Below are 26,176 nucleotides of genomic sequence, written 5' to 3' on the forward strand. Positions count from 1 at the left end.
CAATTTGAGGGCTATGATTTATGGGAACTAACTGTTTTTATAGCATTCATTTTTAGAATTAACAGGGTTTAATGGGTGTGTTGAAATCTAAGAATATCCAATTAATGATATAAAAAATTAAAATTATTTTAATAATTATCAAAAATAGGTTGTAATTGGTTAAGTAATGATTTAAAATTACTTTATTATCTAAAAATTAAAAAAAGGAGTGAATTGATGGAATCTAGTAATCTAGTTAATGTTCAAAGGGGAAACCACATAGAAAGTAGCCATCAAGTACATATAGCTGTCGTTGATTCTAATGGTACCCTACTACATCATGCTGGAAATCCAAAAGGGAAAGTGTATGCACGTTCTTCTATGAAACCACTTCAAGCAATTCCAATTGTGGAAACAGGGGCGGCTGATCATTACAGATTTAGTGATGCAGACTTATCACTTTGTACAGCATCTCATAATGGTGAGGCCATGCATACAGAGCGGGTTTTGTCGATTTTAGAACGAGTCGGGCTTGAAGACAACAAGTTACAATGTGGAACCCATATTCCTCGGTGGCAGGATACTTACAAAAATCTCATTCTAAACAATAAAGATGTAACTCCCTTATACAATAACTGTTCTGGTAAGCATACAGGGATGTTAGCAACCGCTAAATTTATGGGTGAGCCAATTGAAACATACTACTCAGAGAACCATCCAGTTCAACAACGAATTATTCAGGTCATTAGCGAAATGTGTGATTATTCAAAAGAAGAAATTGAAATTGGAATCGATGGGTGTGGAGTCCCTGTACATGGTTTACCATTAGATCGCCTTGCTTATGGTTTTTCACGAATGGCTAATCCTAAAACACTTGGAGATCAAAGGCAAAATACAGTTCGTCGAATAACAAAAGCAATGACAGAAGCACCTGAGATGGTTGGAGGAACAAATCGTTTTTGTTCGGACTTTATGACTGTCGGTGAGGGGAGGTTTTTTGGAAAAGCTGGCGCAGAAGGTGTCTATTGTATTGGAGATACCGAAACTGGCATCGGTATTGCCGCGAAAGTTGCAGATGGGAATGGCAGAGCAGTATATCCTGCCGTAATGGAAGTACTCGTACAACTTGAATTACTAACGAATGATCAGATTGAACAATTAGAAGAATATTATCATCCAAAATTACGCAACGCAAGAAATGAAATCATTGGGGAACTAATTCCAACTTTCCAATTAAAAAGTCCCAAAAGCATTTTAAATGGTTAAATTTATGAGGAGGAATAATAGTGAAAAACAATTATTGGTTTAAATCAATTGCATTATTAGTCGTATTAATTATTGTATTGGTAGGGTGTTCTAACAATACGGCATCCGAAGATGATGAAACAGAAGTAGATGATGCTGAACCACAAGAAACAGCGGAAAAAGAAGGAAAGGATTTAACCATTGCAGTTGCTGCTAACTTTGTCAGTTTAGATCCGCATGATACGAATGACACACTTTCATATTCTGCCGAAAAAACGATGCTAGAAGGTCTTGTCGGCTTTGATAAGGATATGAACGTAGTTCCTGTCCTTGCAGAAGACTACTCGGTTAATGACGATGCTACAGAATTTACGTTTGAGCTACAACAAGGTGTAACGTTTCATGATGGTGCACCATTTAATGCAGAAGCTGTAAAAATTAATCTTGACCGTCTTACAGATCCAGACAGTACACTTATCCGTTCTAGTTTGTTTGAACTTATTGATAAAACAGAGGTAATTGATGAACATACCGTAAAAGTAACTCTTTCCGAGCCTTTTGGTGCGATGATTAATACATTTGCACATCCAGCGGGAATGTTAATAAGTCCACAAGCTTTAGAAACATATGGAGATGATGTTTCACAAAATCCAGTAGGGACTGGCCCGTATGTATTTGAAGAATGGCAACCAGGTGATCATTTAACAGTGACAAAAAATGAGGACTATTGGAATGCCACTGGAAATGAAGCTGATTCTATTTCATTTAAACCAACACCAGAAAATGGAACACGTGTTGCAATGCTTCAGACAGGTGAAGCTGATTTTATCTATCCCGTTCCGACAGAACAAGCGGAAAGCGTTAATGGAACAGATGGTATCGTAGTTGAAAATGCACCATCTATTATTGTTCGCTACTTAGCAATGAACAATCTAAAGGAACCATTTAATGATGTGCGTGTTCGTCAAGCGGTAAACCATGCAATTAATAAAGAAGCTTTTATAGAAGTTGTAATGAATGGATTTGCTAGCCCAATGGATTCCATTATCGCTCCAAATACCCAATTCTATTCTGGTCAAACGCCTTATGAGTTTGATGTAGAAAAGGCCAAAGACTTGTTAGCAGAAGCTGGGTATGAAGATGGATTTAAAACAACAGTGTGGGGATCTAATAGTTCTTCTGTCACCAAGGCGATGGAATTTATACAGCAACAACTTGCACAAATAAATATTGAACTCGAAGTGGTTCCAATGGAATCCGGTACACTTTCAGATAGTATCTGGTCTGTGGAAAACCCAGAAGATGCAGAAATCGAAATGTATTATGGTGGTTGGTCACCATCTACTGGAGATGCTGACTGGGGAATACGGCCGCTTGTAGGTGGAGAAAATGCATACCCACCTAGTTCATACAATACAGCTTACTATAACAATGATGAAGTAAATAGTTTAATTGCAGACGGATTGGCAACAGGCGATGAAGCGGAAAGGGAACAGGCATATGCTGATGTTCAGGAAGTCATCTGGGAAGAAGCGCCATGGGCTTTCCTATCTGTTGATGATACGATTGCTGGGAAGAAAAACTATTTAGAAGGTATCTATTTATTACCTGATGGATCTTTAAGTCTAGAGAATTTAGAAATCCTGGAATAAGTTATAAATTTGAGCGCTGTAGTAAGTTGTTGCGGCGCTCAACTATTTTTTAGCAAGGGGTGATTAAATGCTAAAGTATATAATCAAAAGATTAATTGGAATTATTCCAATTTTGTTTTTAGTATCCATATTTATCTTTTTGTTCGTTCATCTTATACCTGGTGACCCAGCAAGATTAGTTGCAGGTCAGGATGCTACATTGCAAGATGTTGAGACTGTTCGTAAAGATCTAGGTTTAGATCAACCTATACATATACAATATTTCACTTTTGTTTCAGGTATATTTCAAGGAGACCTTGGAACCTCTTTAAAGACGAGTAGACCAGTATTTGATGAGATAGCTATGCGATTTATGCCAACATTTTGGTTAACGTTTTGGAGTATGGCATGGGCAGTTATTGTTGGTTTGTTGATCGGTGTTATTTCTGCTACTAAACGAAATAAGTGGCAGGATTACTTAGGGATGATTGGTGCCGTGTCAGGTATTTCCATGCCCTCTTTCTGGTTGGGACTACTACTTATTCAATTGTTTGCCGTTACACTTGGTTGGCTTCCAACAGGAGGACTCGATTCATGGAAAAGTTATATTCTTCCATCCATTACATTGGGATCAGCAGTTGCAGCTGTAGTAGCTAGATTTTCACGTTCATCACTAATGGATATTTTAAAAGATGATTACATTAGAACAGGTAGAGCAAAAGGGTTAAATGAGCACAAAGTTGTTTGGGGTCACGGATTAAAGAATGCAATGATACCGGTTGTTACCATGACTGGGTTGCAATTTGGATTTCTATTAGGTGGTTCTGTTGTTATTGAGACGGTATTTAGTTGGCCTGGTCTGGGTAGATTGTTGATTGATTCTGTTGCATTTCGTGATTATCCGGTTATTCAGGCTGAAATGCTATTGTTTGCACTAGAATTTATCCTTATTAACCTAATAGTAGATTTGATTTATGGCTTCCTTAATCCGCAAATTCGATATGACTAAGTAAAGGAGGGTTCCCTAATATGGCTAATCCAGAAACGGCAGAATTTGCAACTGAACTGCCGATGAAATCAGATAACGTAGAAAAAAGTTCACCAATTAAGGAGTTTTGGAGGAAATTTAAAAAGCAACGTCTTGCAATGGTGGCAGGGGGCTTTGTCCTTCTTTTAGTTATTATTGCGATTTTAGGACCTATCATTACACCATATTCTTCCGTAGAGCCTGATTATGCTAATGTGTTACAAGGAGCATCACTAGATCATTTAGCAGGAACCGATGCTTATGGAAGAGATATTTTTAGTAGAATCTTAGAAGGAACTAGAATCTCATTGACTGTAGGTGCTACATCCGTATTATTGGGTGCTGTAATAGGTACAATTCTTGGATTAATAAGCGCCTTTTATGGAAAGTGGTTGGACAGTATTATTATGCGAACATGTGATGTATTATTTGCTTTTCCAGGAATATTATTAGCTATTGGTATCATTGCGATCTTGGGACCAGGCCTTGTGAATGTTGTTATTGCCATTTCCATATTTAGTATTCCAAATTTCGCGAGGATTGTACGTAGTAGTGCTCTCTCGACTAAATCATCTGTTTATGTTGAAGCAACGCGGTCAATTGGTGCAAGGAATAGGAGAATTATTTGGAAACATATCTTTCCGGGAACAGTCTCGAGTATTATCGTTAATTTTACAATGAGATTAGGGACAGCAATATTAACCGCTGCCAGTTTAAGTTTTCTTGGCTTAGGAGCACAACCACCATCTCCAGAATGGGGAGCAATGTTGAGTAGTGGAAGAGATTATTTAAGCACAGCACCACATGTTACTTTTTATCCTGGACTTGCCATCTTTTTAACGGTATTAGCTTTTAATCTTCTTGGTGATGGATTAAGAGATACGCTAGATCCGAAAATTACGGATTAGTTTTTAAGGAAAGGAGATTTTATATGAGCGAAAAGATGTTGGAAATAGAAGACTTAAAAACGTATTTTCATGGAGATGACGGAATTGTAAAAGCTGTTGATGGTGTAACAATCACTGTTAATAAAGGTGAAACAGTTGGTGTTGTTGGTGAGTCAGGTTGCGGAAAGAGTGTAACCTCTTTATCTGCCATGCGACTTTTACACGACACACCAGGTGAAATAGCAGGTGGTTCCATTAAGTTTGAAGGGAAAAGTTTATTAGATCTCAGTGAAAAAGAAATGCGTCAGCTCCGTGGGAATGATATGGCAATGATTTTTCAGGAACCAATGACATCTTTAAATCCGGTTTATAAGATTGGAAAACAGTTGGAAGAGGCAATTAGGTTACATCTGAAGTATGATAAGAAAAAAGCCCGGCAACATGCAGTTAAGATGTTAGAAATGGTAGGGCTGCCTCGCGCAGGGGAAATTATTAATGAGTACCCTTATCAACTATCCGGAGGCATGCGGCAACGTGTTATGATCGCAATGGCTATGGCTTGTAATCCTAAACTATTAATCGCAGATGAACCAACTACTGCTTTAGATGTAACCATACAAGCACAAATACTTGATCTTATGCGAGACCTACGAGATAAAAGTGATACAGCAATTATGCTTATTACGCATGATCTCGGAGTTGTCGCTGAGATGTGTGATCGTGTAGTTGTTATGTATGCAGGTAAGGTTGTGGAGGAAACCGATGTAAATACATTATATGAGAATCCTCAGCATCCTTATACAAAGGGATTAATTGGATCAGTACCAAAGTTAGGGCAAGATGTTGAAAAATTAGATTCCATTCGAGGAAATGTACCCACTCCTGCTAATATGCCAAAAGGATGTAAATTTGCTCCACGTTGTGATTTTGCTATGGATGTTTGCTGGAAGCGTGATCCAGATCTGTTAAAAACCGATGATAACCATACATGTAGATGCTGGTTGTATCAGGACCAAGAAAAAGCTCTGGAGGTGTAGAGATGACAACGCCATTAGTTGAAGTGAAAAATGTGAAAAAGTACTTTCCAGTAAAAAAAGGAATACTTGGAAGAAAGAAAACGTTTGTTAAAGCCGTTGATGATGTGTCTTTTATGATTAATAAGGGAGAGACACTTGGTCTTGTAGGTGAAAGTGGTTGTGGAAAGTCTACTACTGGTCGACTGCTTATGAGTTTACTAAACGTTACGGAAGGGCAAATTTATTTTGAAGGAAATGAAATTACCAGTCTAAATGATAATCAAATTCGAAAGGCTCGTAAAGATTTTCAAATGATCTTCCAGGATCCTTATGCATCATTGAATCCAAGAATGATGGTAAAAGACATTATAAACGAACCTTTAATTGTTCATGGCTACAATCAGAAAGATAGAATGAATCGTGTTAAAGAATTATTAGAAGTTGTAGGCTTAAATGCCTTTCATGCTGACCGTTATCCACATCAATTCAGTGGTGGACAACGCCAACGAATTGGTATCGCGCGAGCATTAGCGGTTAACCCTAAGTTGATAATTGCAGATGAGCCTGTTTCTGCCTTGGACGTATCAATTCAATCGCAAATTTTAAATTTATTAAAAGATCTTCAGAAGAAATTTGATTTAACGTATTTATTTATAGCACATGATTTAAGTGTAGTGGAACATATTAGTGATCGCGTAGGTGTTATGTATTTAGGTAAAATAGTAGAATTAGCAGATAAAAAAACATTATACAAAGATCCCCAACATCCTTATACAAAGTCATTATTATCAGCTGTTCCTGTTCCTGATCCTAAGTTGAAAAGGGATCGGATTATTTTAAAAGGTGACATTCCTAGTCCATCTAATCCACCTAGTGGTTGTACATTTCATACGAGATGTCCATTGGCAACTGAGTTTTGTAAACAAGAGGAACCAAAGTTACGTCAAACCAGTGACGGACACTATGTATCCTGTCATCTCGTTTAAGAAATAATATTACAACTTTAACTTGGGAGATGGAAAGAAATGGTGTGTGCAAAGGTAAATATAATTGCGATTCAAGAAAGGTATTTAGAAACAATTACAAAGCAAGTTAAAGAAGTCCTTGGTGATAAGATAATCATTAATTCCATAACAGTAAAGGATCTCCAGATTAACACTGTTAAAAGTGGAGATATTGTTGTTATTTCAAACAGTCAAATCAAGGGATTAGTAACCCAACTAATACCTAAAGATTGTCAAATTATTATTGCCAAGCGTGATATTAACTATACCAATACAAGAGAATTATTGAAACTCCCACCTGGTCAACATATTTTAGTGGTAAATGATAATAAAAATAATGCTGTGGAGACCGTTCAATCGCTTCGGGAAATAGTCTTCGAACATGATTACCAAGCTTATTTACCAGAAGAGACTATCTCCAAAACAATAGATTATATCGTTACTCCTGGTGAGAGTCACCTTCTGCCTCAAGGTTTGTCAAATGTAATTGATATAGGAGCGAGGTTGTTAGATATCAGCACATTTGAAGAGTTAGTGAATTTGTTGAAAATTGAATATCCGAAATCGCAAATTGTTAAGCGTTACTTTAAAGCATGTGTTTCATTGTCATGTAATTATAATACTGAAATTAAAAGTAGTAAGGATATTCAAAATGTAGCACAATACCATTTTGAAGATATAATCTCTGTGAGTAAATCGATGAATGAAGCAGTTAAACTTGCCAAGCGCTATTCTATGGACAGTAACGCCATACATATCCATCTAGAAGGTGATCCAGGTACTGGAAAAAGTATGTTTGCACAAGCAATTCATAATCATTCCAATATGGAAAAGCATTCATTTATTTCTGTTAATTGTAATTCAAGAAATTTTGATATAGTCGAGAATGAGTTATTTGGATCGGATTATGGTGAAGAAGCCTCATATGGGGTTTTTGAACTTGCGGAAAATGGAACTGTTTGTATCGAAGAAATTGGAGAACTTCCTCTATCTTTACAGGAACGACTATTACGAACTTTTCAAGAGGGGGAGTTTTTAAGCTCAGCAAGAAACGAGCCAATGCCGCTTCGTTGCAGGGTGATAACTACTAACTCAAAAAGTTGCAAAGAACTTGTTAAAGATGGTTTGTTTCTTCAGGAACTATATAACTTATTATCTGATAACTCACTTAAAGTGCCGGCGTTGTCGGAACGGATGGAGGATCTTGTTCCTTTAATTGATAATGTAAAGCAGAGAATTAAACGAAGTGATATTGAATTCACCAACGAAGTTATTACTTTCTTTAAGGAATACAATTGGGAAAGTAATGTTAAGGAACTGTATAATGTTATAACCTATTTATCTTTTCTAGAAGAAGATCCTATAGGGATGGAGTTCCTGCCATTTCATCTGCGTTCAAAAACAGATGAGAAAAAGTTTAATAAAATTAATGTAAATAATCAAATTATCTCTTCAATAGAAGAACACGGATTTTTAGATGAAAGTATTGAAATACTAAACACTTTTTATGAAGGAAAAAAAATATATGCTTCATACGGTAGAAAGGCATTAAAAAAACGTCTTGAGGAAAAAGGACTTAACCTATCAGAGCAACAATTACGAATGAGGTTAGAAGTTCTTCACGAATTGGGTTTAACTATTGTAAGACAAGGTAGGGCAGGATCAACTATTTCACGCAAAGGTGAAGAATTTATCCAGGACTATACTAAAACTAAAATCTATTCATAAAAAATACGTGAATGTTATCTAGGAGGTGAGAAGGCTGAAACTCTATATTTCCGCTGATATTGAAGGTGTTTCTGGGGTTGTTCATTCCGAACATACTGCCCGAAATGGTAAAGAACATGATCGAGCAAGAATGTACATGACTCAAGAAATTAATGCTTGTATAAATGGAGCTTTAGAGGTTGGCGTTACAGAAATCGTGGTAAATGACTCACATGGAACAATGAGAAATATACTGTTGGAACAGCTGCATCCGCGGGCAGAGCTTATCTCGGGTTCACCAAAGAAATTTGCAATGGTAGAAGGACTGAATGAAACCTTTGATGTTGTAATATTTATTGGTTACCATACGAGAATGGGTACAAATGGAATTTTAAACCATACATTTCATGGTAAAGCCATACAAACTATTAAAATTAATGGTGTGGATTATGGAGAATTTGGATTAAATGCAGCGTTAGCCGGTTATCACGGTGTACCACTTGTAATGGTGAGTGGATGTGATTTACTCAGTAAAGAAGCAACAGAATTAATTCCTACTATTCATACAGCGACTGTTAAAAAAACAATAAATCGAACAACAGCTCAAAATTTAAGTCTAGATAGATCACATGAGATTATAAAATCAGAGACTATTAAAGGAATTAAGAATAAAGATAACATCAAGCCATTCAACTTTAAGGGGTCATTAGAGGTTGAGGTATCATTTTTACATTCGGGACTTGCGGACATGGCAGAGATACTTCCGATTGTAAAAAGAAAAGATACTACGTCCGTTACATTTACTACAGAAAATATTCTTGATGCTTATCGTTACATACGGAGTATAATAATGATGGTTAGTAGTGGAACTTGACTAATCAACTAATAAATATAGAAGAATTTAAGCGACCTAGGAGGAGAAGTTATTGAATATTGGTTTTATTAATGGTGAGTATATTAATGCCGATGAAGCAGTTATACCTATTGATGAGCGTGGTCATCAATTTGGCGACGGCGTTTATGAAGTTGTTAAGATATATAATTCTTTACCTTTTTTACTCGATGAACATCTTACACGTCTAAAAGAAAGTGCTTCTGCAATTCAATTAAAACTTCCTTATTCTCTGGATGATATTAAGAAAATTATCCTGGAAGGTATTAAAAGATCAGAATTATTGAATGCCGAAGTATATTTTCAGGTAACAAGAGGAATTGCACCGAGAAATCATTTATTTCCTAATGTATCCGCTTCATTTACAATGACAATAAAACCCGCAAGAAAAGTATCAGAGCAGAGTTACTATAAGGGGATAAAAACAATTACTACAAAAGATGAACGATGGGCTAATTGCCATATAAAGTCTTTAAATTTATTGCCTAATGTATTAGCAAAGCAAAAGGCTAATAACGAGGAAAGCTACGAAGCAATTTTAATAAAGGATGGATACGTAACGGAAGGTTCGAGTACAAATGTATTTGTTGTTAAAAATAATACATTGTATACTACACCTTTAACAAACAATATTCTTTCAGGAATTACTAGGAAGAACGTGCTAAAATTAGCACAAAAATTAGATGTTGAAGTATTGGAAAAGTCATTTACTACAGAATTTTTAATCAGTGGAGATGAGGCATTTCTAACTAGTACAACTGTTGAAGTATTGCCGATACGGTCAGTAAATAATAAAGTGATTTTAAATGGGGATCCCGGGCCGATAACGAAATTATTACATGAGTCATTTCGACAATTGTATGCAGAATAATTTTTACTTTTATCGTTTACGGATTTATTTTATGGAGTCCATCTTGATTTTTTTGAACTTGGTCGAACTGGATTACTAAAATATTAGGAACTGTTAGAGCTGATAAGTATGGTATTACATGTATTTGTTCTAACAGTTTTAATTTTAGTCATCACTCCTTTTCTTTACCAAATTCAGTCCAATCATATCCGCTCACTTTTTGTTTCTGCTCATTTTCTTCTTTCTTGCTTATAACTTTGACTTCTTTTGTAAAGCTCATAATATATCCGCAGTCCTCACATATGTATTTGTAAACAAAAACTTGATTGTCGCTATGTGAAAATCTATTTCTTTCTTCTGAGACCAATCGGAAATCAATATTACTGCTTGTAATAGTTTCATTATGAATAGTAGTATCAACTTCAATCGGTTCTGCAATAGTAAAAGAGGATGGAATGTTATAAGTTGTTGTACTATTGTAGGCTATGGAATGTATATCGATATCCGTATTGACTTCATAATACCCCTTGCGAAAATGCTTTCCGCTACATACTAAGCATTTTATTTTCCTCAATTTCGCTTCCTCCTTTAACACTAATTTTTAAGAGTATATTTTTAGAAACGAAATGTTATGCAATTTGGGCAATGTTATATCCTAGTGGTGAGGGATACCTGTCCCTTCCATTAATTCTTCAAAGTAAATTTTCAGTAGTCCTCTAACCTATAGTTTCCTAATTTTCCTAGTTCTTTTCCTCAATTCTATGGAATACACATACTTTGGGATTTATTTTTCGAATATTAGGGTCGATATTTATGAAGATTTTACGGATTGGGCATGCGATATATGTGTTAAAAAGTAATGATGGAAAGAACTATTTAATCGATCTATTTATTGATACGAATCACAGTTCTCCACCTCATTTAGATGATCCGGATTTCTATCAATCTATTGATTGTGTGTCTTAGACACATGGACATTTAGATCATACGAGCGGGTTATCCAAAATACTTGAGCATTTGCCGGATTTGATGATTATTGTACAGTATGAATTGGTCTTAATTCTTTTAAAACAGGGGGTTGAAAATGTAGTGCCTGTCAATCTGGGAGGATCCGTTCATTTGTTAATGTTACTGTTACAATGGTACAGACAGTACACACTTCTTCTTATGGAGAGACCGAAAACACACCAATATATGCTGGTGAGGCAGCTGGTTATGTTTTTGACTTTGTGGATGATCACACCGTCTACCACTCTGGTGATACAGCGTTAATGTACGATATGAAATTGATTCAAGATGTTTATCAACCTGATATAGCTATATTATCATCGTCTGGTCAATTAACAATGGGGCCGAAAGAAGCTGCTTATGCAGTAAAAAATTTATTGAATGTAAACTATGTTATTCCAAGTCATACTTTCCCCTCCAAGAAGACTGCCACATCACCTGAAGTTTTAGCAAAATTATTGGAAGCTTTTCCTGTTGTCGAAACGATGATTGATAAGGACATCGATTTAAAAGAGCTGTTAGCGGATTATCAGGAAACAAAAGTGATTATGCTTGGTTTTCGGGAGGAAGTAGAATTGTAGGGGTGCCTGTCACTTCCTGGTTTTGGCGGTTTAGTCAATGTAGTGTTATGAGGGATATATTCACACTTGTAAATTTTTCGAGATAAATACTACCTATAAAAAAGAAGTCTTGGGAAATAATTTTTCCTACAAGGCTTCTTTTAATATTTCCAAGTCGTTTCCTCCAGAATCGTTTTACTCTACATGTTAATCTACTTATTCCAACTAAGACCAATTAATATTGCCACTATTAGTACGAATAATGTTTTATTAACCAACTTTGAGATTTAATTTTCTTTCATAATTGAAGAAATGTTGTAATTTTTATACTAAACATAAAAACATTGCATATAGTTGTATAGACGAATAGGAGAGAGATTAGTGTTAGTGACATTTAGTGATTATTTAGTAATCATTTCAAACTCGATGTAGATTCTAACAACCGATGTTGCTTATCTAATTGATGGTAAATGGAGACTTTTACAACTTATAAAAGTGATAGGAGGTAATATATTTTTAATGTATAAAATGAGATTAATTAGAGGAAGGATACCGTCTTATGAATATTAAAGATCCACAAGCACCGATATATATTCAAATAGCTAAAGATATTAGAGCAAAGGTTAATAAAGGACTTTATCAAGAAGGTGAACAAATCCCAACAGAAGATGAAATCGCTCAGCAATATGGGGTATCTCGGATGACAGCTCGTAATTCTGTTACTGAACTTGTAAGGGATGGTATTATTTTCCGTATTCATGGAAAAGGGGCGTTCGTTTCCCATGGGAAAGTAGAACGTAACTTAAACAAGATTACAGGTTTTCATGAGGATATGATAGCTATGGGTTTACAGCCATCATCGAAAATTATAAAACTTAAAAAACGATTCCCGACAGATAAGGAGCGTAATGGATTAAAGATTCATCGATTAAGTTCTGTTTTTGAAGTGAAACGGATTCGTTATGTGGATGATATTCCATATGGGTTTCAAAAACTTATTGTACCTGAATACTTAGTACCTGATCTTACGGAGGTAAATTTAGAAAAAGAGTCTCTTTATTATCATTTAAGGAAAATAGAAAAACCAATACATGTTGCAGAGCAACGGATGGAGGCTGTAATGGAACCAAAAATCAATCAAATTCTTGATATTCCCAAGACTATTCCCTTTTTCTTTTTTGAACGAACTTCCTACTTGGAAGAAAAATTGCCTGTGGAATTATTATATTCCTATTTTAGAGGGGATAAGTTCTCTTATACTATTAGCTTAAAGAACTAATGAGCTAGTTGGGCTCTATTTAGCTATAAACCTTCAAAATTAACAACTTATAATTGTATATATTTCAATCTATATAAAGGAGTGATCGCTAAATGGAATTAAAAGGATATTCACTAGAGATGTTTCGATCTGAATTAGAAGATGCAGTTGGAACAGAGAATGTAATAGAAGTTACAGATGAACAAAAAGATATGGCAATGGACCAAAATTGGCTTACACATATGTGGATGAAAAAGAATGAAGAGATACCTTTACCATACTTTATCGTTAGACCTGCATTAACCAAAGAAGTATCAAAAGTAATGAGAATATGCTACCGGTACAAAATTCCTGTTGTTCCAAGAGGAGGAGGTTCAGGAACACAGGGTGGTGCAACCACGTTATATGGTGGCATTATACTTGATTTAACTAGAATGGATAAAATCTACGATATTGATAAAACTTCATTAATTTTAACCGCTCAACCAGGCATAAACGGAAGGGTCCTTGAGAATGAATTAAATAAACATGGTTTAATGTTAGCTCATTATCCATCTTCAGTTGATATCGCAACGCTTGGTGGATATCTTGCTGCGAGAGGATCAGGGGTTATGTCTACCAAGTATGGAAAAGCAGAGGACATGGTGATTTCTATCGAAGTTGTGCTTCCTGATGGAAAAGTTGTTGATACGCTACCTGTTCCAAATCATGCAAGCGGACCTGGATTACTTCAACTATTTGTTGGTTCAGAAGGAACATTAGGTGTTATTACTAAAATAAGAATTCGACTTGATCCAATCCCTGAAAAAAGACTGTTCAGAATGATCCATTTCAGCTCAATTCATGACGGAATTGAAGCAGGAAGAGAATTGATGATTAAGCGGCTTAATCCAGCGGTGATTAGGTTATATGATCCAGGTTCAACAAAAAAGTCTCTGAGAGGTACCGGAATGGATGCTGAAGGAGTTAACATGGTAATTATGGTTGATGGATTTGCAGAAATTGCAGAATTACACATGCAAAAGGTAATAGATATTTGTAAAACACATGGAGGAACTGATTTAGGTGAAGAACCTGGTGAGTACTGGTGGAATACTCGTTATGATTTCTATCGTCCACCACTCCAGCCATCATATCCTTTATTATATGGAACTGTAGAGACAATCACTACTTATGATAACATTCACAAACTTTATGATGAGAAGAAGAAAGTTGTGGAAGAAAAATATAAAAGATGGAATGCAGAGTACATGGCACATTTTTCACATTGGTATCCATGGGGAACGATGATTTATGATCGTTTTTATATTGCTAACCCTCCTGAAAATGCAAAGGAAGTTTTCCAACTTCATAATCAAATATGGGCAGATTGTTCACGTGTGAACTTAGAAAATGGGGGACTATTAAATGAACATCACGGAATTGGGTTTAAACTGGGATGGTTAATGCCTGAGTCATATGGAGGAATGTACGATGTGTTAAGTGATATTAAAAAAACAATAGATACAAAGGGAATCATGAATCCAGGTAAATTAGGATTTGAACTCTGATAACAATGAAAGCGCTTTAATTAAAGATTAGTAAATGAAGAGGGGGTTGAAAATGAAGGCATTATTTTATACAGGTCCAAATCAACTGAATATAAAGGAGATTCCCGTTCCAACGTTAAATGAGAGGGAAGTGCTAATAAAAGTAGCTTATGTGGGAATCTGTGGAACTGATATGCTTTGTTATCACGGCGGTATGGATAATCGCGTACAGCCACCTGTAATCTTAGGTCATGAATTCTCTGGAATAATAGAAGCTATTGGGGCTAACTGTATTAGTCAAGTGGGTGAGAAGGTAACTGTTGAACCAATAGTTAGCTGTGGGGAATGTAGTGGCTGTAAAAAAGGTGAATATAATTTATGTTCATCCCTAAATTTGATGGGCATTGATAGTAACGGGGCTATTTCTAACTTAATGAAAGTTTCAGAGGATTATGTATATAGTCTAGGTGACAAGGTGTCTATGAAAGACGGTGCTTTAGTGGAACCAATTGCTGTCTGTATTCACTTGCTTGAAAAGGTTGAATTAAAGGAAAATCAAACAGTTCTAATTGTAGGTGGCGGGCCGATTGGTCTAATCACTGCTCAAGTTGCAAAGAAGTGGGGAGCTAACGTAGTTATATCTGAGATTAATGAGTTTAGAATTCGAACTGCACAACAATTAGGGTTTTCTGTTATTAATCCAGTCAAACAGAATATTGTTGATGAAGTGCTGAATCTAACAAATGGAAGTGGTTTTGAAATTACAGTTGAAGCTACAGGAACAAACGCCGGATTGGTTTCCTGTATAGAAGCAGCTGGTGTAAGAGGGAAAGTCGTTATCGCAGGATTACCAAAAAAGCAAGCTAGTATAGATACTTATAAGATTATAGCAAAAGAATTACAACTAATTGGAACACGTGTATATAAGGGAAAAGATTACAGAAAAGCTATAAATTTATTAGCATCAAATGATTTTGAAACGGATAAATTAATTAGTCGAATAGTTTCACTTGAAGATTCAATTGAATATGGATTTAAAGCCATTGATCGTCAAGAGGAAGTCATAAAAATCTTCATTTCTTTAGAGGAAAGAAATCTATGAGTTATGAATATGTGCTAGGTGTAGATCATGGATCTGGAGGATGCAAAGTAACTTGTTTACGTTCAGATGGTAAAGTTGTAGCGGATGCCTATGTAGATTATCCATCTTATTATCCACACCCGAGATGGGTAGAACAAGATCCCGTAATGTGGAAAGAAGCTGCTGTTCGGGCAATCTCAAAAGCGACAGAAAGTCTAAATCTTGTTGAAAAAAAGAATGTGAATGCAATTGGTTTTTCTGCACCACATCATGTAGCAGTATTATTAGACAAAGATCAAGAGGTAATTCGTCCAGCAATTATGTGGAATGACCAACGTACAGATATACAGTCGAAAGAACTTAGTGAGAACTACGGTGACCGAATCTATGAACTTACTTCCAATATGCCAAATCCGACATGGACACTTTGCCATTTATCCTGGTTAAAAGAAAATGAACCTAATAATTATAGGGGAATAGACAGAATTCTTTTTATGAAAGATTATATACGCTACCATTTCTCTGGAGAATTTTGTACAGATTATATTGAGGCAGAAGGTTCCCTATTATTTGACATGCGTAAAAGGGAATGGTCTCCGTTTCTGCTTTCTCTTATTGACTTGAAACAGGATGTTTTCCCACCTGTATACGCCCCTACGGATCAAGTTGGTTTAATTAATAGTCAAATGGCAGAACAATTAGGTGTTTCTCATGATACTAAAATTATCATGGGTACTGCAGATACTGCAGCGGAAATCTTTGGGTGTGGGACTGTTAATGAAGGGGACGGAGTAATAAAACTTGCTACAGCTGGAAATTTTTCAATGGTAACCGCAAATACACAAAAAAACAGAAATCTTACAACGTATCACCATTTAATTGATACCCTATATTACCAAAATAGTGCTACGAACTTTGCTGCAGCGTCTTTTCGGTGGTTTAAGGAACAATTTTACGCTGATTTATCAGAAAAATTTGATAATTCATTAATCTATCCGGAGATTATAAGACAGGTAGAGAAAATTAAACCAGGTGCAGAGGGGTTAATTTTTCAGCCTTATTTAAATGGAGAGCGCTCACCTCATTGGGATCCACATTTACGAGCTAGTTTTTTTGGTTGTACAGCAAGGCATAGTAGGAACCATTTTGCACGTGCAGTTTTAGAAGGTGTTGGCTATTCACTTCGGGATTGTAGCTTGCAGTTTCCTAATTCTTCTACGAAAAAAATGAGAATTATTGGTGGTGGTAGCAAAGGACGCGAGTGGGTACAAATAATTGCTGACATTCTCCAGCAAGAGTTGGAGATTCCAGCCTATCACGATGCTTCCTTTGGAGTATCGCTAGTTGCAGCAACAGGTATAGGTTGGTATACAAACCTAAGAGAAGCTGTTAATTCAGTACAATCAGTTATTCATCAGGTTTCTCCGAATATAAAAAATCATGAAATATATAGTGAAATGTTTGAAATATATCAACAGTTGCATAGTCAAACATTCAAACTTTCACATAGACTTGCAAAAATATCCCAGAACACTTAATTAGCTATCTTCTGTCTATGTTACACCGAATTCTAAACTATTATGGTGGTGAAGTAGAATGTCCACAGCGAATCAAGTACTTATGCCAAATAAATTAGTTTATGGTTTTAGAGCTATTGATGAAGTTGGAACGATCACTAATAGATTTGGCAACAAAGCACTTATAGTTAGTGATCCAGTAATGGAGAAAGAGGGCCTAGTCAACCGGGTTGAAAATTTACTCAAGAAAGCTGGTGTTTCCGTAAGCAAATATACAGATATATTAACAGAACCAACTACTCGTAACCTAAAAGATGTACTTACCCTAATGTCCGACGGCAACTATGATTTCATCCTAGCCCTTGGTGGGGGAAGTTGTATTGATACTGCTAAAGCAGCAAATGTCATGTATGTTAATGAAGGAGAAATTGCTGACTATATACCGGGAATGAAGCATTTTACTAAGAAAGGCTTGCCACTTATTGCAATCCCGACTACAGCCGGTACCGGTTCAGAAGTTACGAAAGTTACCGTCATTACAGATGCTAATACACAAGTGAAAATGATGGTTTCTCAACCAGAATTACTTCCAGATGTGGCAATAGTTGATCCTGAATTGACCTATACTTGTCCTCAAAAAGTAACTGCAGCAACTGGATTAGATACACTTTGTCATGCGATAGAAGCATACTTATCTGACCGGTCACATGAGTTAACAGATCACTATGCTTTAACTGCAATTGAGTATGTGTTTCGATTTCTACCTCGTGCCTACCAAGACAGGAATGATAAAGAAGCTCGAGAAAAAATGTCAATTGCTGCAACAATGGCAAGTATAGCATTTTCAAATGCTTCTGTAACACTTATTCACGGAATGTCACGACCAATTGGAGCACTTTTTCATATTCCTCATGGCATCTCAAACGCAATGATTCTTCCTGCAGTTCTAGAATTTACAAAAGATGGTTGCACCGAAAAGCTCACTAATATCTATCGGAGTCTCCATCCTAGTAATTCTAATGTAGAAGCATCTGATCTCGTAGAAAGATTTATTAAGGATCTTAAACACCTATGTATAGAAGTTAATACACCTAACCTTCAACAATGGGGAGTTAATGGTCAACTATATGAACAACATTTACAGAAAATGGCGAAAGATGCTTTGGCAAGTGGTAGTCCTAATAATCATCCTGAAAAATTAGGGTTGGAAGAGATTGTTGAACTCTATAATCTTTGTTATAGCTATCAATTTTAATTAAATGTTCAATGTAAATCCAGTTGTAATAGAATCTAATGCATTTATCTAATTTCGGGTTCAAGCATTCCTTTTACAATGATTTATCAACGCAAGGAATAAAGCTAATTTATACAAGGAAGAAGGTGGTTGCACTTAAAAAATGAAAAATTAATTCGATTCTACGTTTACTCAGTTTCCCCTAGTGAAGTTCTTATAGAAAAAGGAGGAAAAACATTGAAAAGAAATATGTGGTTTGTCTTTTTATTAAGTATGTTATTGCTTATCGCTTTGTCAGGATGTCTAGGTTCTTCATCCTCATCATCAGATGATGACACCGATACTAATACTGATACTGAAACGAATACCGATACTGAAACTGATTCAGAAGATAATGAAGCAGATGTAATCCGGATTGCGTCAGCTGAAACAGGAGCAGACACAATAGAAGTGTTGCAAAATGCAGGAGATAAGTATGAAGCAGAATTCGGGACTAAAGTGGAGGTTGAAGCAGTACCACTTGCTGATATTTTCACGAAAATCAACGCGACCTATGGAACTTCTGCACAGTACGATGCGTTTTTAACGGGATTTATTGGTCATATTTCAATACTAGAAGAAGAAGGAAAACTTGCACCTGTAGACGATATTATCGAAAATCTTGGAGGTAAAGAAGATTTTTATGATGGGCAAATTTTATTCCCAATCGAAGAACAAACGTATTGGATTCCGTATGACTATAATTTAGCTTATGGATACATTCGAACGGATTGGTTAGAGGAGAAAGGACTATCTGTTCCCAAGACCTGGGATGAATTAGTAAATGTTGCCAAGGAGTTTACAAATAAAGAAGAGAATAAATATGGATTGATTCTACCATTAAAATCTGATGGTGCAACAAACTGGGTAACTTCTAGTTTACTTTGGGCGAATGAAGTTCGAATTTTCGATGATGACTGGAATGTCATTCTTGATTCAGAAGAAATGAAACCTAAAGTTGTAGAATCATTAAACCTATTAAAAGAGTTATTTCCATATATGCCTTCCGAAGCAGCTAATGCGTCTTATTCTGAGTTAACGGAGACATTTATAAGTGACCAGGTAGGTATGACTTTTTACTCTGGTAGATTAGTTGATATATTGGAAGAAAAAAATCCGGAGCTTGGAGAGAATTTTGAAGTATTTGGAATTCCAATGCAAGATGGTAATGGTGTAGCAGCTACACTTGGCTATGATTCGATTGGAATTTTAGAATCAGAGCACACAGACGAAACGAAAAAATTTGTTGAATGGTTCTATAAAGAAGAATTGTTCAGTTTCTTGCATACGTACGGTGTGCATTACTTCCCAGCACAAGAATCAATCTATAACAGTGAAGAGTGGCGAGATGATCCGGTAATTCAGAAGTATTGGGAATCAGGAGTAGAACCTCAATACGACCTATTGAAAAATGCTGAGCTTCATTCTATTGATTCGGATGGCCCAACAACGGATGCTAGACCTGGTAAGGTATTTGAAGCCTTTCTGATTCCTAAGTTATTCCAAAAGGTGACACTAAATAATGAAGACCCTGGGGAGGCAGTAGATGATATCGCTGATGAGATTCGTAGTCTAGTAGATAATTAAACATGTAAAGTTGCCGGGTAACGTATATTTACCCGGCAACCTTACTACCCTAGGAGGTGTTAGAGATAGAAAGACAAATAACAAAACGCGACCTTCCGTTAGTCACTGCCTTTTTAATCCCTGGACTTCTTATTTTCGCATTCGTAACTGCTGTACCTTCTGTTTTTGCAATAAGTTATAGTTTTTATAAAACATCCAGTTTTGTAGGAGTACCAACATTTGTGGGTTTGAGTAATTATTTAATTTTACTTGAGGATTTCCGGTTTTGGAGAGATTTATGGCAAACGTTTATCTATGCATTCTCATCCGTACTGCTCCAAATAGTTGTAGGGATCGGGGTAGCACTTGTATTAAATCAAAAATTTAAAGGACGTAATTTTGTTAGAGGAGTTTCTGTAGTTCCATATATTATTCCGGTTATAGTTGTAACGATTGGCTGGGAATGGATTCTGGATACAAATTTTGGAATATTAAATAGTGCCATCACTTCAATGGGGTTTAATGCTATTCAATTTTTATCAATAGATTTAGCGATGGTGACAGCAATTCTTTTATCTGTCTGGACCTGGACTCCATTTGTTACGTTGGTATTCCTATCCGGAATTCAAACAATACCAAAGGATCTATATGAAAGTTCAACGCTTGATGGTGCAAGTCGTTGGCAACAGTTTTGGAGGATTACTATGCCGTTGATGAAAGATATTCTAATTACAATTGTTCTTTTACGAGGATTATGGATGTTTAATAAATTTGATCTTATGTGGTTACTTACAGGGGGAGGACCACTAGAAAAAACAGAAACATTACCAATATATACCTACATGAATACATTTAAATTATTCCAAGTAGGATACGGTGCAACTATTGCTGTATCTTCTGCAATAATCATGATGCTGATTATGGTTATTTATTTAAAATTAACACAAACATCAGTAAAAAGCAGTTCCGATAAAGGAAAACCTAGGTTTAGAATTTCGCGAATATCTAAAAGAGCAAGGAGGGAACAGTAAACTTATGGCTAAAAGAAGTGTAATTTCAAAGATTACCATATATGTTTTCGCAATTTGTGTCTTTGTTTACTCTTTTTTCCCATTATATTGGATTGTAATCTCACCGTTACGAGGACTTACAGGTTTTTTTGAAAATAGTACAGTTCTATTTCCAACAGCATTTGATTTAACGTTCTTTAAGAACATATGGAGTGAAACTAACTTTCCCATTTATTTTAAAAATAGTTTTATAGTTGCAGGAAGCACTACATTAATTACAATAATAACGGCAACTTTAATTGCTTATGTTTTAACTAGATTTAAATTTAGAGGGAAAAAATTTTTATTAAATAGCATGCTTATTGGATATATGCTTCCACCAATGTTGCTTGCAATTCCATTGCTTGGGATGTTTATATCAATGGGAATTGAAGATACATTAATAGGATTAACAATATCGCATATAGCAATAACATTACCGTTTGGTGTTTGGATGTTAAATGGGTTTATGGACACAGTTCCGTTTGAATTAGAAGAAAGTGCATGGGTGGACGGTGCAAGTAGATTCCAAGCGTTGTATCGAGTAATATTTCCATTATTAATTCCGGGGATTATTAGTATTGGTGTGTTCTCTTTCATTGTTTCCTTTACAGATTATACATTCGGATTAATGCTTGTTTCATCTGAAGCTAATAAAACCATTCCTGTCGGTCTGGCCGCAATTAAGGAATCAACTTCTCTACAGAATGGTGAATTATTAGCTGGTGCGGCAATGATCATTCTGCCAATGGTGATTTTATTTACATTTGTAACAAAATATTTCATTCAGGGTCTTACTTCTGGAGCCGTAAAAGGGTAACATGTCAAAAAAGTGAATGGAGGGATGAACGATATGAATGTGAATTCATTACATATTGATGTTACGAATTTAAATGTTTTATTAACAGGAGGAAGCAATGGAATTGGTTTACAAATTAGCAAAGCCTTTTTATTAAAAGGGGCTAGTGTTGTTAATTGGGATTTAAAAGAAACTGAACAAGTTAAAAAGTTAAAAGAAGAGTTTGGTAATCGGTATCAGTACGAGTATGTTGATATTTCTAACGAAACATCGATACAACAGTCGCATAAAAGGCTGCCTGAACAAGTTAACGTTTTAATAAACAACGCTGGACTTATTCTAAAGTCACCCTTAACAGATATTGAGACTAGTGACTGGGATAAGATTTATGATGTTAATGTAAAAGGGACAATGTTGGTAACGAAATACGTTATTCCCAAGATAAAGGGTACAAGTAGAGGGCGGATTATAAACCTTTCTTCTATGACTGCAAAAATTGGACTTGAAACATATAGTCTATATTCTTCGACAAAAGCTGCTGTTTCAAATTTAACAAAGGTATGGTCACTTGAGTTATCGAAATATGAAATAACTGTGAATGCAATATGTCCAGGATGGGTAGACACCCAAATGAAAGGAAAATTGATAGAGGCTATTTCTAATCTTCATGATTTGAATGAAGAGGATGCACTATCTGCGATTCTGAGCTTTGTCCCCCAACATAGATATATACAAACAGAAGAAATAGCATTTGCATGTCTATTTTTATCTAGTGGGCTTTCTCAAGGAATCAGTGGTCAAGAGTTATTTATTGATAATGGGCTCACAAATACATTTAAGCCAGGCTTTCATATGAAGTAATTGTCAATTACTCACAAAACAATATAACAGTATAATTATAAAAAACATCACTAAACCGAGTCGTAGATGTGTAATGCGTTTCCACCAGCAGGGTTTGACTCGTCGTATCCAACCACTTATAACAACCCCAGCTAAAACACTTCCTGTAAAAAGTCCGGCTTATTATTTACATGTTGTACCAGCTAAACCCGAATTGATTAATTACGAGGAAATCGAGCAACGGATAATGGAGATTTGGTTTCACGACGAACATTTAATCCTTCACTCTATTTCCTTTCCAAACCTAGTCCAATCATACGCATTTTCCTTCTGCCTCTGCTTATGTTGTTCTTTCTTGCTGAGGGCGTCGAATTCTTTAGTGAAGCTCATAATATAACCACAGTCTTCGCATATGTATTGGTAAACATTAACGAAATAATTGTCACTTTTTTCGTCTGTGATTATCCGTAACTCCATTTTGCTACTAGCAGCAGTCTCATTGTGAATAGTAGTTTCAACTTCAATCGGTTCTGGAATAGTGAATGGAGACGCAATGTTATGGGCTGTTGTACTATTATAGGCTGTAGAATATATGTCAACATCTGTATCGACCTCATAATACCCTTTGCGAAAATGTTTCCCGTTACATACTAAGCATGTGATACTCAATCCGCTCACTCCTTCTAACAAGGATTTTTAAGTATATATATTTTCTGAAACGGATTGTTATGCCTCTATGCGTACCATTCTCGAACTTTCTCATCTGTTGGTAACAGATATGTCAGAAAACCGAGTAATGGCAGTAATGAAATTACAATCATGGTAGTTGTCAATCCTAATAAATCAATTAAGGATCCGAGTGCAACAGAACCGATAGCACCCATGCCAAAAGCTAATCCGACAATAAGTCCGGACATGGTGCCAATTTTACCTGGAATGAGTTCCTGTGCATAGACAACCGTTACCGAAAAACTGGACATGAGCAAAAATCCGGTTAATGCTAACAAAATAATCGAGCTGACCGGTCCTGTATACGGTAGGATGATAGCAAACGGAGCGGTTGCTAATAATGAAAGTAGAATGATATTTCGTTTCCCAAATCGGTCTGCTAACGGCCCACCGAAGAACGTGCCAACTGCTCCCATCAGTAAGAAGGTGAAAATATATATTTGTGATTTTGCAATCGTTAATCCGTAACTTTCAATTGCATAAAACGCATAAAAATTAGAAATAGCTGCTGTATACCATGAACGGGCAAATACAATAAATATCAGTACAATTAACGCACCCTTAATAGCTTTTGACATATTTTTGTCAGGCTTTTTTATTGTGCTGTTAGTTTTATTATTGGAAAAAATCTTCATCTGAGCAGCATACCATTTTGAAATATGGATAAGGAAAAATACAGCAAGGCCTGCGATTAGGGTAAACCAAATAGCCCCAAACTGTCCTAATGGGACAAGAACTAAGGCTGTAATTACCGGTGCAAGTGCCTGACCAGAGTTACCACCAACCTGATAAATCGATTGGGCAAGTCCTCTGCGTGTGCCTGCAGCAAGGTAGGCAACGCGTGAGCCTTCTGGATGGAAAATGGCAGAACCGAGTCCAATAAATAATACACTTATTATGATTGTCCAAAAGTTAGGAGCGATTGCAAGACCAAGCATACCAATCATACTGCTCGTAAGGCCAAGTGGAAGCGCATATGGCATGGGACGTTTGTCTGTGTACATGCCGACTAAAGGCTGCATGACAGAGGAGACCATGTTTAATGTAAAGGCAATCAACCCGAGCTGGGTAAATGTTAGCCCTAATGATTCTTCCAAAATAGGAAACATGGCAGGAATAACAGCCTGCAAGGAGTCATTTAATAAGTGACATATCCCAATTATGAATAAAATGGAATAAACAGTTTGATTCGTTTCTGGTGTGGTTGGTTTTTTTCTTGTATTTTCCATGACGATACCCTTTCCACTAACTGGTTAAAAAGCTCAATAATATTAGTTTGGATCATTCTAGTAAATAATGCTAGTAAAATAGCTCAGGTAAGTACCTGGAAAATAGTAAAGAAATGTTAGCCTTGTAAACACGCAGCGTTTATACTAAAAGTCAGATACAAAAAAGGAGAGATTTCTAATGACAGAACAGAATAATTCACTACCACCAAAAACGTGTACGATTGAAAAACTTATTACAAAAGAAGTGGATATAGATAAAGTAATCGAGGGCAAAAAAACAGCAACTCGCCGAAATGGACGTTACGCTGACATTGGTGAGGAAATGATTCTTAGAGATAAGAAGTTTGTTGTGAAAAATATATATGAACAAAAGCTTGGCGAAGTAACAGAAGACCATGCCAAGCAAGAAGGATATGAAAATTTGGATGAGTATAAACAGTCTATACTATCCATGCACCCTGGTATGAAATGGATGCCCGAAATGAAAGTCTGGGTCCATGAGTTCGAATAAGGCGCCTGTCACTTCCCGGTTTTTGTTGAACCCTGTCGAATGATTTTCGGTTTGGAGAGTTGCTACCCTCCGTTGGTTAAATAGAAACAGATATGGAGATACTGCATAACAAATTTTGCGGAAACTAAATATCTGTTTTTATTTGGAGGGAAGCATGAAGAAAAAAAAGAAGCAAAGACACGTTTGGCTACTCCTGATTCTCTCGTTTTGTTTGAGTATGGTTCTGTACAGTTTGGGTTCGAACATGGTTTCGACTATACCTGATGCTGTAGAAGATAATGAATTAAGTTCAATTTATGATAATGTAGCTACTAAGGTTAAAAGTAAAATGGATGAAATAGTTCCATTTAAGGACAGAGAACATGAACAGGAACAAGAACAGCAAATCACCTCTGCCGCTGACCCGATGTATATTTTGCTTTTAAGTGAGGATTCACAAAGTGATCGTACGGAAACAATAACAGTACTCGAAATGGAACCTGAAGTAAACAAAGTAAAATTGCTTGATGTACCAAAACAAACGAATGTATATGCTGATGGAAAAAGGGTGAAAACATTTGGAGGATTAGATGAATCGATTGAAGCGGTTGAGGATTCATTAGATATTGACCTGGATTATTATGTTCAAGTGAAACTTCGTATGCTTGCTGATGTCGTCGATTCTGTCGGTGGTATCACTGTACAGAATGATTTGAGCCTCGATGGGGTACAAACAATGGAATATCTTCAAACAAAAGGGCAAGATCCAAATGCGATGACTGGTAATCTACAACGTCAAATTGAAGTTACACAAGCGCTGATGGAAAAGGTCACGAGTTTAGAAAATATTCATTTAGCAGGCGATGTGCTGGAACTGGTAAATAACAATGTGGAAACGAACATGAATTTTGAAGCTATGGTGGACGTTTTGATGACGTTTGCTAAAACTGGGCAGAGTTTGGAGATTATTCCAGCGAGTAATTAGAAGTTATGACATAGTAAGGAGAGGA

General features: G+C 36.1%; 25 protein-coding genes. 22 read left to right on the top strand and 3 right to left on the bottom strand.

All coding sequences use genetic code 11. The annotated features are described in order from the left end of the window. The first annotated feature begins 216 nt into the window (after positions 1 to 216). From ACFQ3N_RS03020 to dat, 9 genes are all read left to right on the top strand, one after another. On the top strand, positions 217 to 1,245 hold the full coding sequence (locus ACFQ3N_RS03020) for an asparaginase (RefSeq protein ID WP_390359409.1): 1,029 nt from the start codon (positions 217 to 219) through the stop codon (positions 1,243 to 1,245). A 20-nt stretch (positions 1,246 to 1,265) separates the two neighbouring features. Continuing rightward, a complete protein-coding gene (locus ACFQ3N_RS03025; RefSeq protein WP_390359411.1) occupies positions 1,266 to 2,876 on the top strand; it encodes a glutathione ABC transporter substrate-binding protein in 1,611 nt (536 codons plus the stop codon). A gap of 67 nt (positions 2,877 to 2,943) precedes the next feature. Continuing rightward, positions 2,944 to 3,864: a glutathione ABC transporter permease GsiC gene (gene gsiC, locus ACFQ3N_RS03030; protein WP_390359413.1), complete on the top strand. Its 921-nt coding sequence runs from the start codon at positions 2,944 to 2,946 to the stop codon at positions 3,862 to 3,864. 62 nt (positions 3,865 to 3,926) lie between these two features. Further along, positions 3,927 to 4,790 (top strand): ABC transporter permease subunit, encoded by an 864-nt coding sequence (locus ACFQ3N_RS03035; protein WP_390359781.1) that lies wholly within the window; start codon positions 3,927 to 3,929, stop codon positions 4,788 to 4,790. A gap of 23 nt (positions 4,791 to 4,813) precedes the next feature. After that, the gene (locus ACFQ3N_RS03040; RefSeq protein WP_390359414.1) at positions 4,814 to 5,806 is read left to right on the top strand and encodes an ABC transporter ATP-binding protein; all 993 of its coding nucleotides are present in this window, start codon (positions 4,814 to 4,816) and stop codon (positions 5,804 to 5,806) included. Between the two features lie 2 nt (positions 5,807 to 5,808). Continuing rightward, positions 5,809 to 6,771: an ABC transporter ATP-binding protein gene (locus ACFQ3N_RS03045; RefSeq protein ID WP_390359417.1), complete on the top strand. Its 963-nt coding sequence runs from the start codon at positions 5,809 to 5,811 to the stop codon at positions 6,769 to 6,771. Positions 6,772 to 6,810: 39 nt separating this feature from the next. Continuing rightward, positions 6,811 to 8,517, top strand: coding sequence for a sigma 54-interacting transcriptional regulator (locus ACFQ3N_RS03050; protein WP_390359419.1), 1,707 nt, complete (start codon positions 6,811 to 6,813; stop codon positions 8,515 to 8,517). 25 nt (positions 8,518 to 8,542) lie between these two features. Then, on the top strand, positions 8,543 to 9,370 hold the full coding sequence (locus ACFQ3N_RS03055; RefSeq protein ID WP_390359421.1) for a M55 family metallopeptidase: 828 nt from the start codon (positions 8,543 to 8,545) through the stop codon (positions 9,368 to 9,370). A 52-nt stretch (positions 9,371 to 9,422) separates the two neighbouring features. Beyond that, positions 9,423 to 10,259, top strand: a complete 837-nt coding sequence (gene dat, locus ACFQ3N_RS03060) for a D-amino-acid transaminase (protein ID WP_390359423.1) — start codon at positions 9,423 to 9,425, stop codon at positions 10,257 to 10,259. Positions 10,260 to 10,410: 151 nt separating this feature from the next. Here dat and ACFQ3N_RS03065 read toward each other — a convergent pair whose 3' ends face one another. Further along, on the bottom strand, positions 10,411 to 10,812 hold the full coding sequence (locus tag ACFQ3N_RS03065) for a hypothetical protein (protein WP_390359425.1): 402 nt from the start codon (positions 10,810 to 10,812) through the stop codon (positions 10,411 to 10,413). Between the two features lie 239 nt (positions 10,813 to 11,051). On the opposite strand from ACFQ3N_RS03065, the gene ACFQ3N_RS03070 reads away from it, so the two are divergent. From ACFQ3N_RS03070 to ACFQ3N_RS03120, 11 genes are all read left to right on the top strand, one after another. Next, the gene (locus ACFQ3N_RS03070; protein WP_390359426.1) at positions 11,052 to 11,204 is read left to right on the top strand and encodes a hypothetical protein; all 153 of its coding nucleotides are present in this window, start codon (positions 11,052 to 11,054) and stop codon (positions 11,202 to 11,204) included. Between the two features lie 143 nt (positions 11,205 to 11,347). Next, positions 11,348 to 11,827 carry an MBL fold metallo-hydrolase gene (locus tag ACFQ3N_RS03075; RefSeq protein WP_390359783.1) on the top strand — a complete coding sequence of 160 codons (480 nt, stop codon included), beginning with the start codon at positions 11,348 to 11,350 and terminating at the stop codon, positions 11,825 to 11,827. A 538-nt stretch (positions 11,828 to 12,365) separates the two neighbouring features. Then, positions 12,366 to 13,085 (top strand): GntR family transcriptional regulator, encoded by a 720-nt coding sequence (locus ACFQ3N_RS03080; protein WP_390359428.1) that lies wholly within the window; start codon positions 12,366 to 12,368, stop codon positions 13,083 to 13,085. A 92-nt stretch (positions 13,086 to 13,177) separates the two neighbouring features. After that, positions 13,178 to 14,614 carry an FAD-binding oxidoreductase gene (locus ACFQ3N_RS03085; protein WP_390359430.1) on the top strand — a complete coding sequence of 479 codons (1,437 nt, stop codon included), beginning with the start codon at positions 13,178 to 13,180 and terminating at the stop codon, positions 14,612 to 14,614. Between the two features lie 52 nt (positions 14,615 to 14,666). Beyond that, entirely contained in the window at positions 14,667 to 15,695 is a 1,029-nt protein-coding gene (locus tag ACFQ3N_RS03090; protein ID WP_390359432.1) for a zinc-dependent alcohol dehydrogenase, read from the top strand. Next, positions 15,692 to 17,212: a xylulokinase gene (gene xylB, locus ACFQ3N_RS03095; RefSeq protein WP_390359434.1), complete on the top strand. Its 1,521-nt coding sequence runs from the start codon at positions 15,692 to 15,694 to the stop codon at positions 17,210 to 17,212. Before ACFQ3N_RS03090 ends, xylB begins: the two co-directional genes overlap by 4 nt. Before the next feature lie 82 nt (positions 17,213 to 17,294). After that, entirely contained in the window at positions 17,295 to 18,446 is a 1,152-nt protein-coding gene (locus tag ACFQ3N_RS03100; protein WP_390359436.1) for an iron-containing alcohol dehydrogenase, read from the top strand. Between the two features lie 216 nt (positions 18,447 to 18,662). Next, positions 18,663 to 20,051, top strand: coding sequence for an ABC transporter substrate-binding protein (locus ACFQ3N_RS03105; RefSeq protein WP_390359438.1), 1,389 nt, complete (start codon positions 18,663 to 18,665; stop codon positions 20,049 to 20,051). A gap of 56 nt (positions 20,052 to 20,107) precedes the next feature. Next, entirely contained in the window at positions 20,108 to 21,061 is a 954-nt protein-coding gene (locus ACFQ3N_RS03110) for a carbohydrate ABC transporter permease (protein WP_390359440.1), read from the top strand. A gap of 4 nt (positions 21,062 to 21,065) precedes the next feature. After that, entirely contained in the window at positions 21,066 to 21,899 is an 834-nt protein-coding gene (locus ACFQ3N_RS03115; RefSeq protein ID WP_390359441.1) for a carbohydrate ABC transporter permease, read from the top strand. A 33-nt stretch (positions 21,900 to 21,932) separates the two neighbouring features. Next, a complete protein-coding gene (locus ACFQ3N_RS03120) occupies positions 21,933 to 22,739 on the top strand; it encodes an SDR family NAD(P)-dependent oxidoreductase (RefSeq protein WP_390359443.1) in 807 nt (268 codons plus the stop codon). A 261-nt stretch (positions 22,740 to 23,000) separates the two neighbouring features. Here ACFQ3N_RS03120 and ACFQ3N_RS03125 read toward each other — a convergent pair whose 3' ends face one another. Together ACFQ3N_RS03125 and ACFQ3N_RS03130 are read right to left on the bottom strand one after the other, a co-directional pair. Beyond that, the gene (locus ACFQ3N_RS03125) at positions 23,001 to 23,387 is read right to left on the bottom strand and encodes a hypothetical protein (RefSeq protein WP_390359445.1); all 387 of its coding nucleotides are present in this window, start codon (positions 23,385 to 23,387) and stop codon (positions 23,001 to 23,003) included. A 65-nt stretch (positions 23,388 to 23,452) separates the two neighbouring features. Further along, complete coding sequence (locus ACFQ3N_RS03130; RefSeq protein ID WP_390359446.1) at positions 23,453 to 24,676, bottom strand: MFS transporter; 1,224 nt, start codon at positions 24,674 to 24,676, stop codon at positions 23,453 to 23,455. 178 nt (positions 24,677 to 24,854) lie between these two features. Between ACFQ3N_RS03130 and ACFQ3N_RS03135 the strand changes: the two genes are divergently transcribed. Continuing rightward, complete coding sequence (locus tag ACFQ3N_RS03135) at positions 24,855 to 25,187, top strand: ASCH domain-containing protein (RefSeq protein ID WP_390359448.1); 333 nt, start codon at positions 24,855 to 24,857, stop codon at positions 25,185 to 25,187. Between the two features lie 154 nt (positions 25,188 to 25,341). Then, complete coding sequence (locus tag ACFQ3N_RS03140) at positions 25,342 to 26,151, top strand: LCP family glycopolymer transferase (protein ID WP_390359450.1); 810 nt, start codon at positions 25,342 to 25,344, stop codon at positions 26,149 to 26,151. Positions 26,152 to 26,176: the final 25 nt, after the last annotated feature.

Origin of the sequence: Virgibacillus byunsanensis (assembly GCF_042675965.1) — a bacterium.
Lineage (GTDB): Bacteria > Bacillota > Bacilli > Bacillales > Amphibacillaceae > Virgibacillus_R > Virgibacillus_R byunsanensis.

Bases quoted from the DNA above. Each gene is read 5' to 3' on its own strand.
- ACFQ3N_RS03020 (WP_390359409.1), top strand. From the start codon at position 217: ATGGAATCTAGTAATCTAGTTAATGTTCAAAGGGGAAACCACATAGAA.
- gsiC (WP_390359413.1), top strand. From the start codon at position 2,944: ATGCTAAAGTATATAATCAAAAGATTAATTGGAATTATTCCAATTTTG.
- ACFQ3N_RS03035 (WP_390359781.1), top strand. From the start codon at position 3,927: ATGAAATCAGATAACGTAGAAAAAAGTTCACCAATTAAGGAGTTTTGG.
- ACFQ3N_RS03040 (WP_390359414.1), top strand. From the start codon at position 4,814: ATGAGCGAAAAGATGTTGGAAATAGAAGACTTAAAAACGTATTTTCAT.
- ACFQ3N_RS03045 (WP_390359417.1), top strand. From the start codon at position 5,809: ATGACAACGCCATTAGTTGAAGTGAAAAATGTGAAAAAGTACTTTCCA.
- ACFQ3N_RS03050 (WP_390359419.1), top strand. From the start codon at position 6,811: ATGGTGTGTGCAAAGGTAAATATAATTGCGATTCAAGAAAGGTATTTA.
- ACFQ3N_RS03070 (WP_390359426.1), top strand. From the start codon at position 11,052: ATGAAGATTTTACGGATTGGGCATGCGATATATGTGTTAAAAAGTAAT.
- ACFQ3N_RS03080 (WP_390359428.1), top strand. From the start codon at position 12,366: ATGAATATTAAAGATCCACAAGCACCGATATATATTCAAATAGCTAAA.
- ACFQ3N_RS03085 (WP_390359430.1), top strand. From the start codon at position 13,178: ATGGAATTAAAAGGATATTCACTAGAGATGTTTCGATCTGAATTAGAA.
- ACFQ3N_RS03090 (WP_390359432.1), top strand. From the start codon at position 14,667: ATGAAGGCATTATTTTATACAGGTCCAAATCAACTGAATATAAAGGAG.
- xylB (WP_390359434.1), top strand. From the start codon at position 15,692: ATGAGTTATGAATATGTGCTAGGTGTAGATCATGGATCTGGAGGATGC.
- ACFQ3N_RS03100 (WP_390359436.1), top strand. From the start codon at position 17,295: ATGCCAAATAAATTAGTTTATGGTTTTAGAGCTATTGATGAAGTTGGA.
- ACFQ3N_RS03115 (WP_390359441.1), top strand. From the start codon at position 21,066: ATGGCTAAAAGAAGTGTAATTTCAAAGATTACCATATATGTTTTCGCA.
- ACFQ3N_RS03120 (WP_390359443.1), top strand. From the start codon at position 21,933: ATGAATGTGAATTCATTACATATTGATGTTACGAATTTAAATGTTTTA.
- ACFQ3N_RS03130 (WP_390359446.1), bottom strand. From the start codon at position 24,676: ATGGAAAATACAAGAAAAAAACCAACCACACCAGAAACGAATCAAACT.
- ACFQ3N_RS03135 (WP_390359448.1), top strand. From the start codon at position 24,855: ATGACAGAACAGAATAATTCACTACCACCAAAAACGTGTACGATTGAA.
- ACFQ3N_RS03140 (WP_390359450.1), top strand. From the start codon at position 25,342: ATGAAGAAAAAAAAGAAGCAAAGACACGTTTGGCTACTCCTGATTCTC.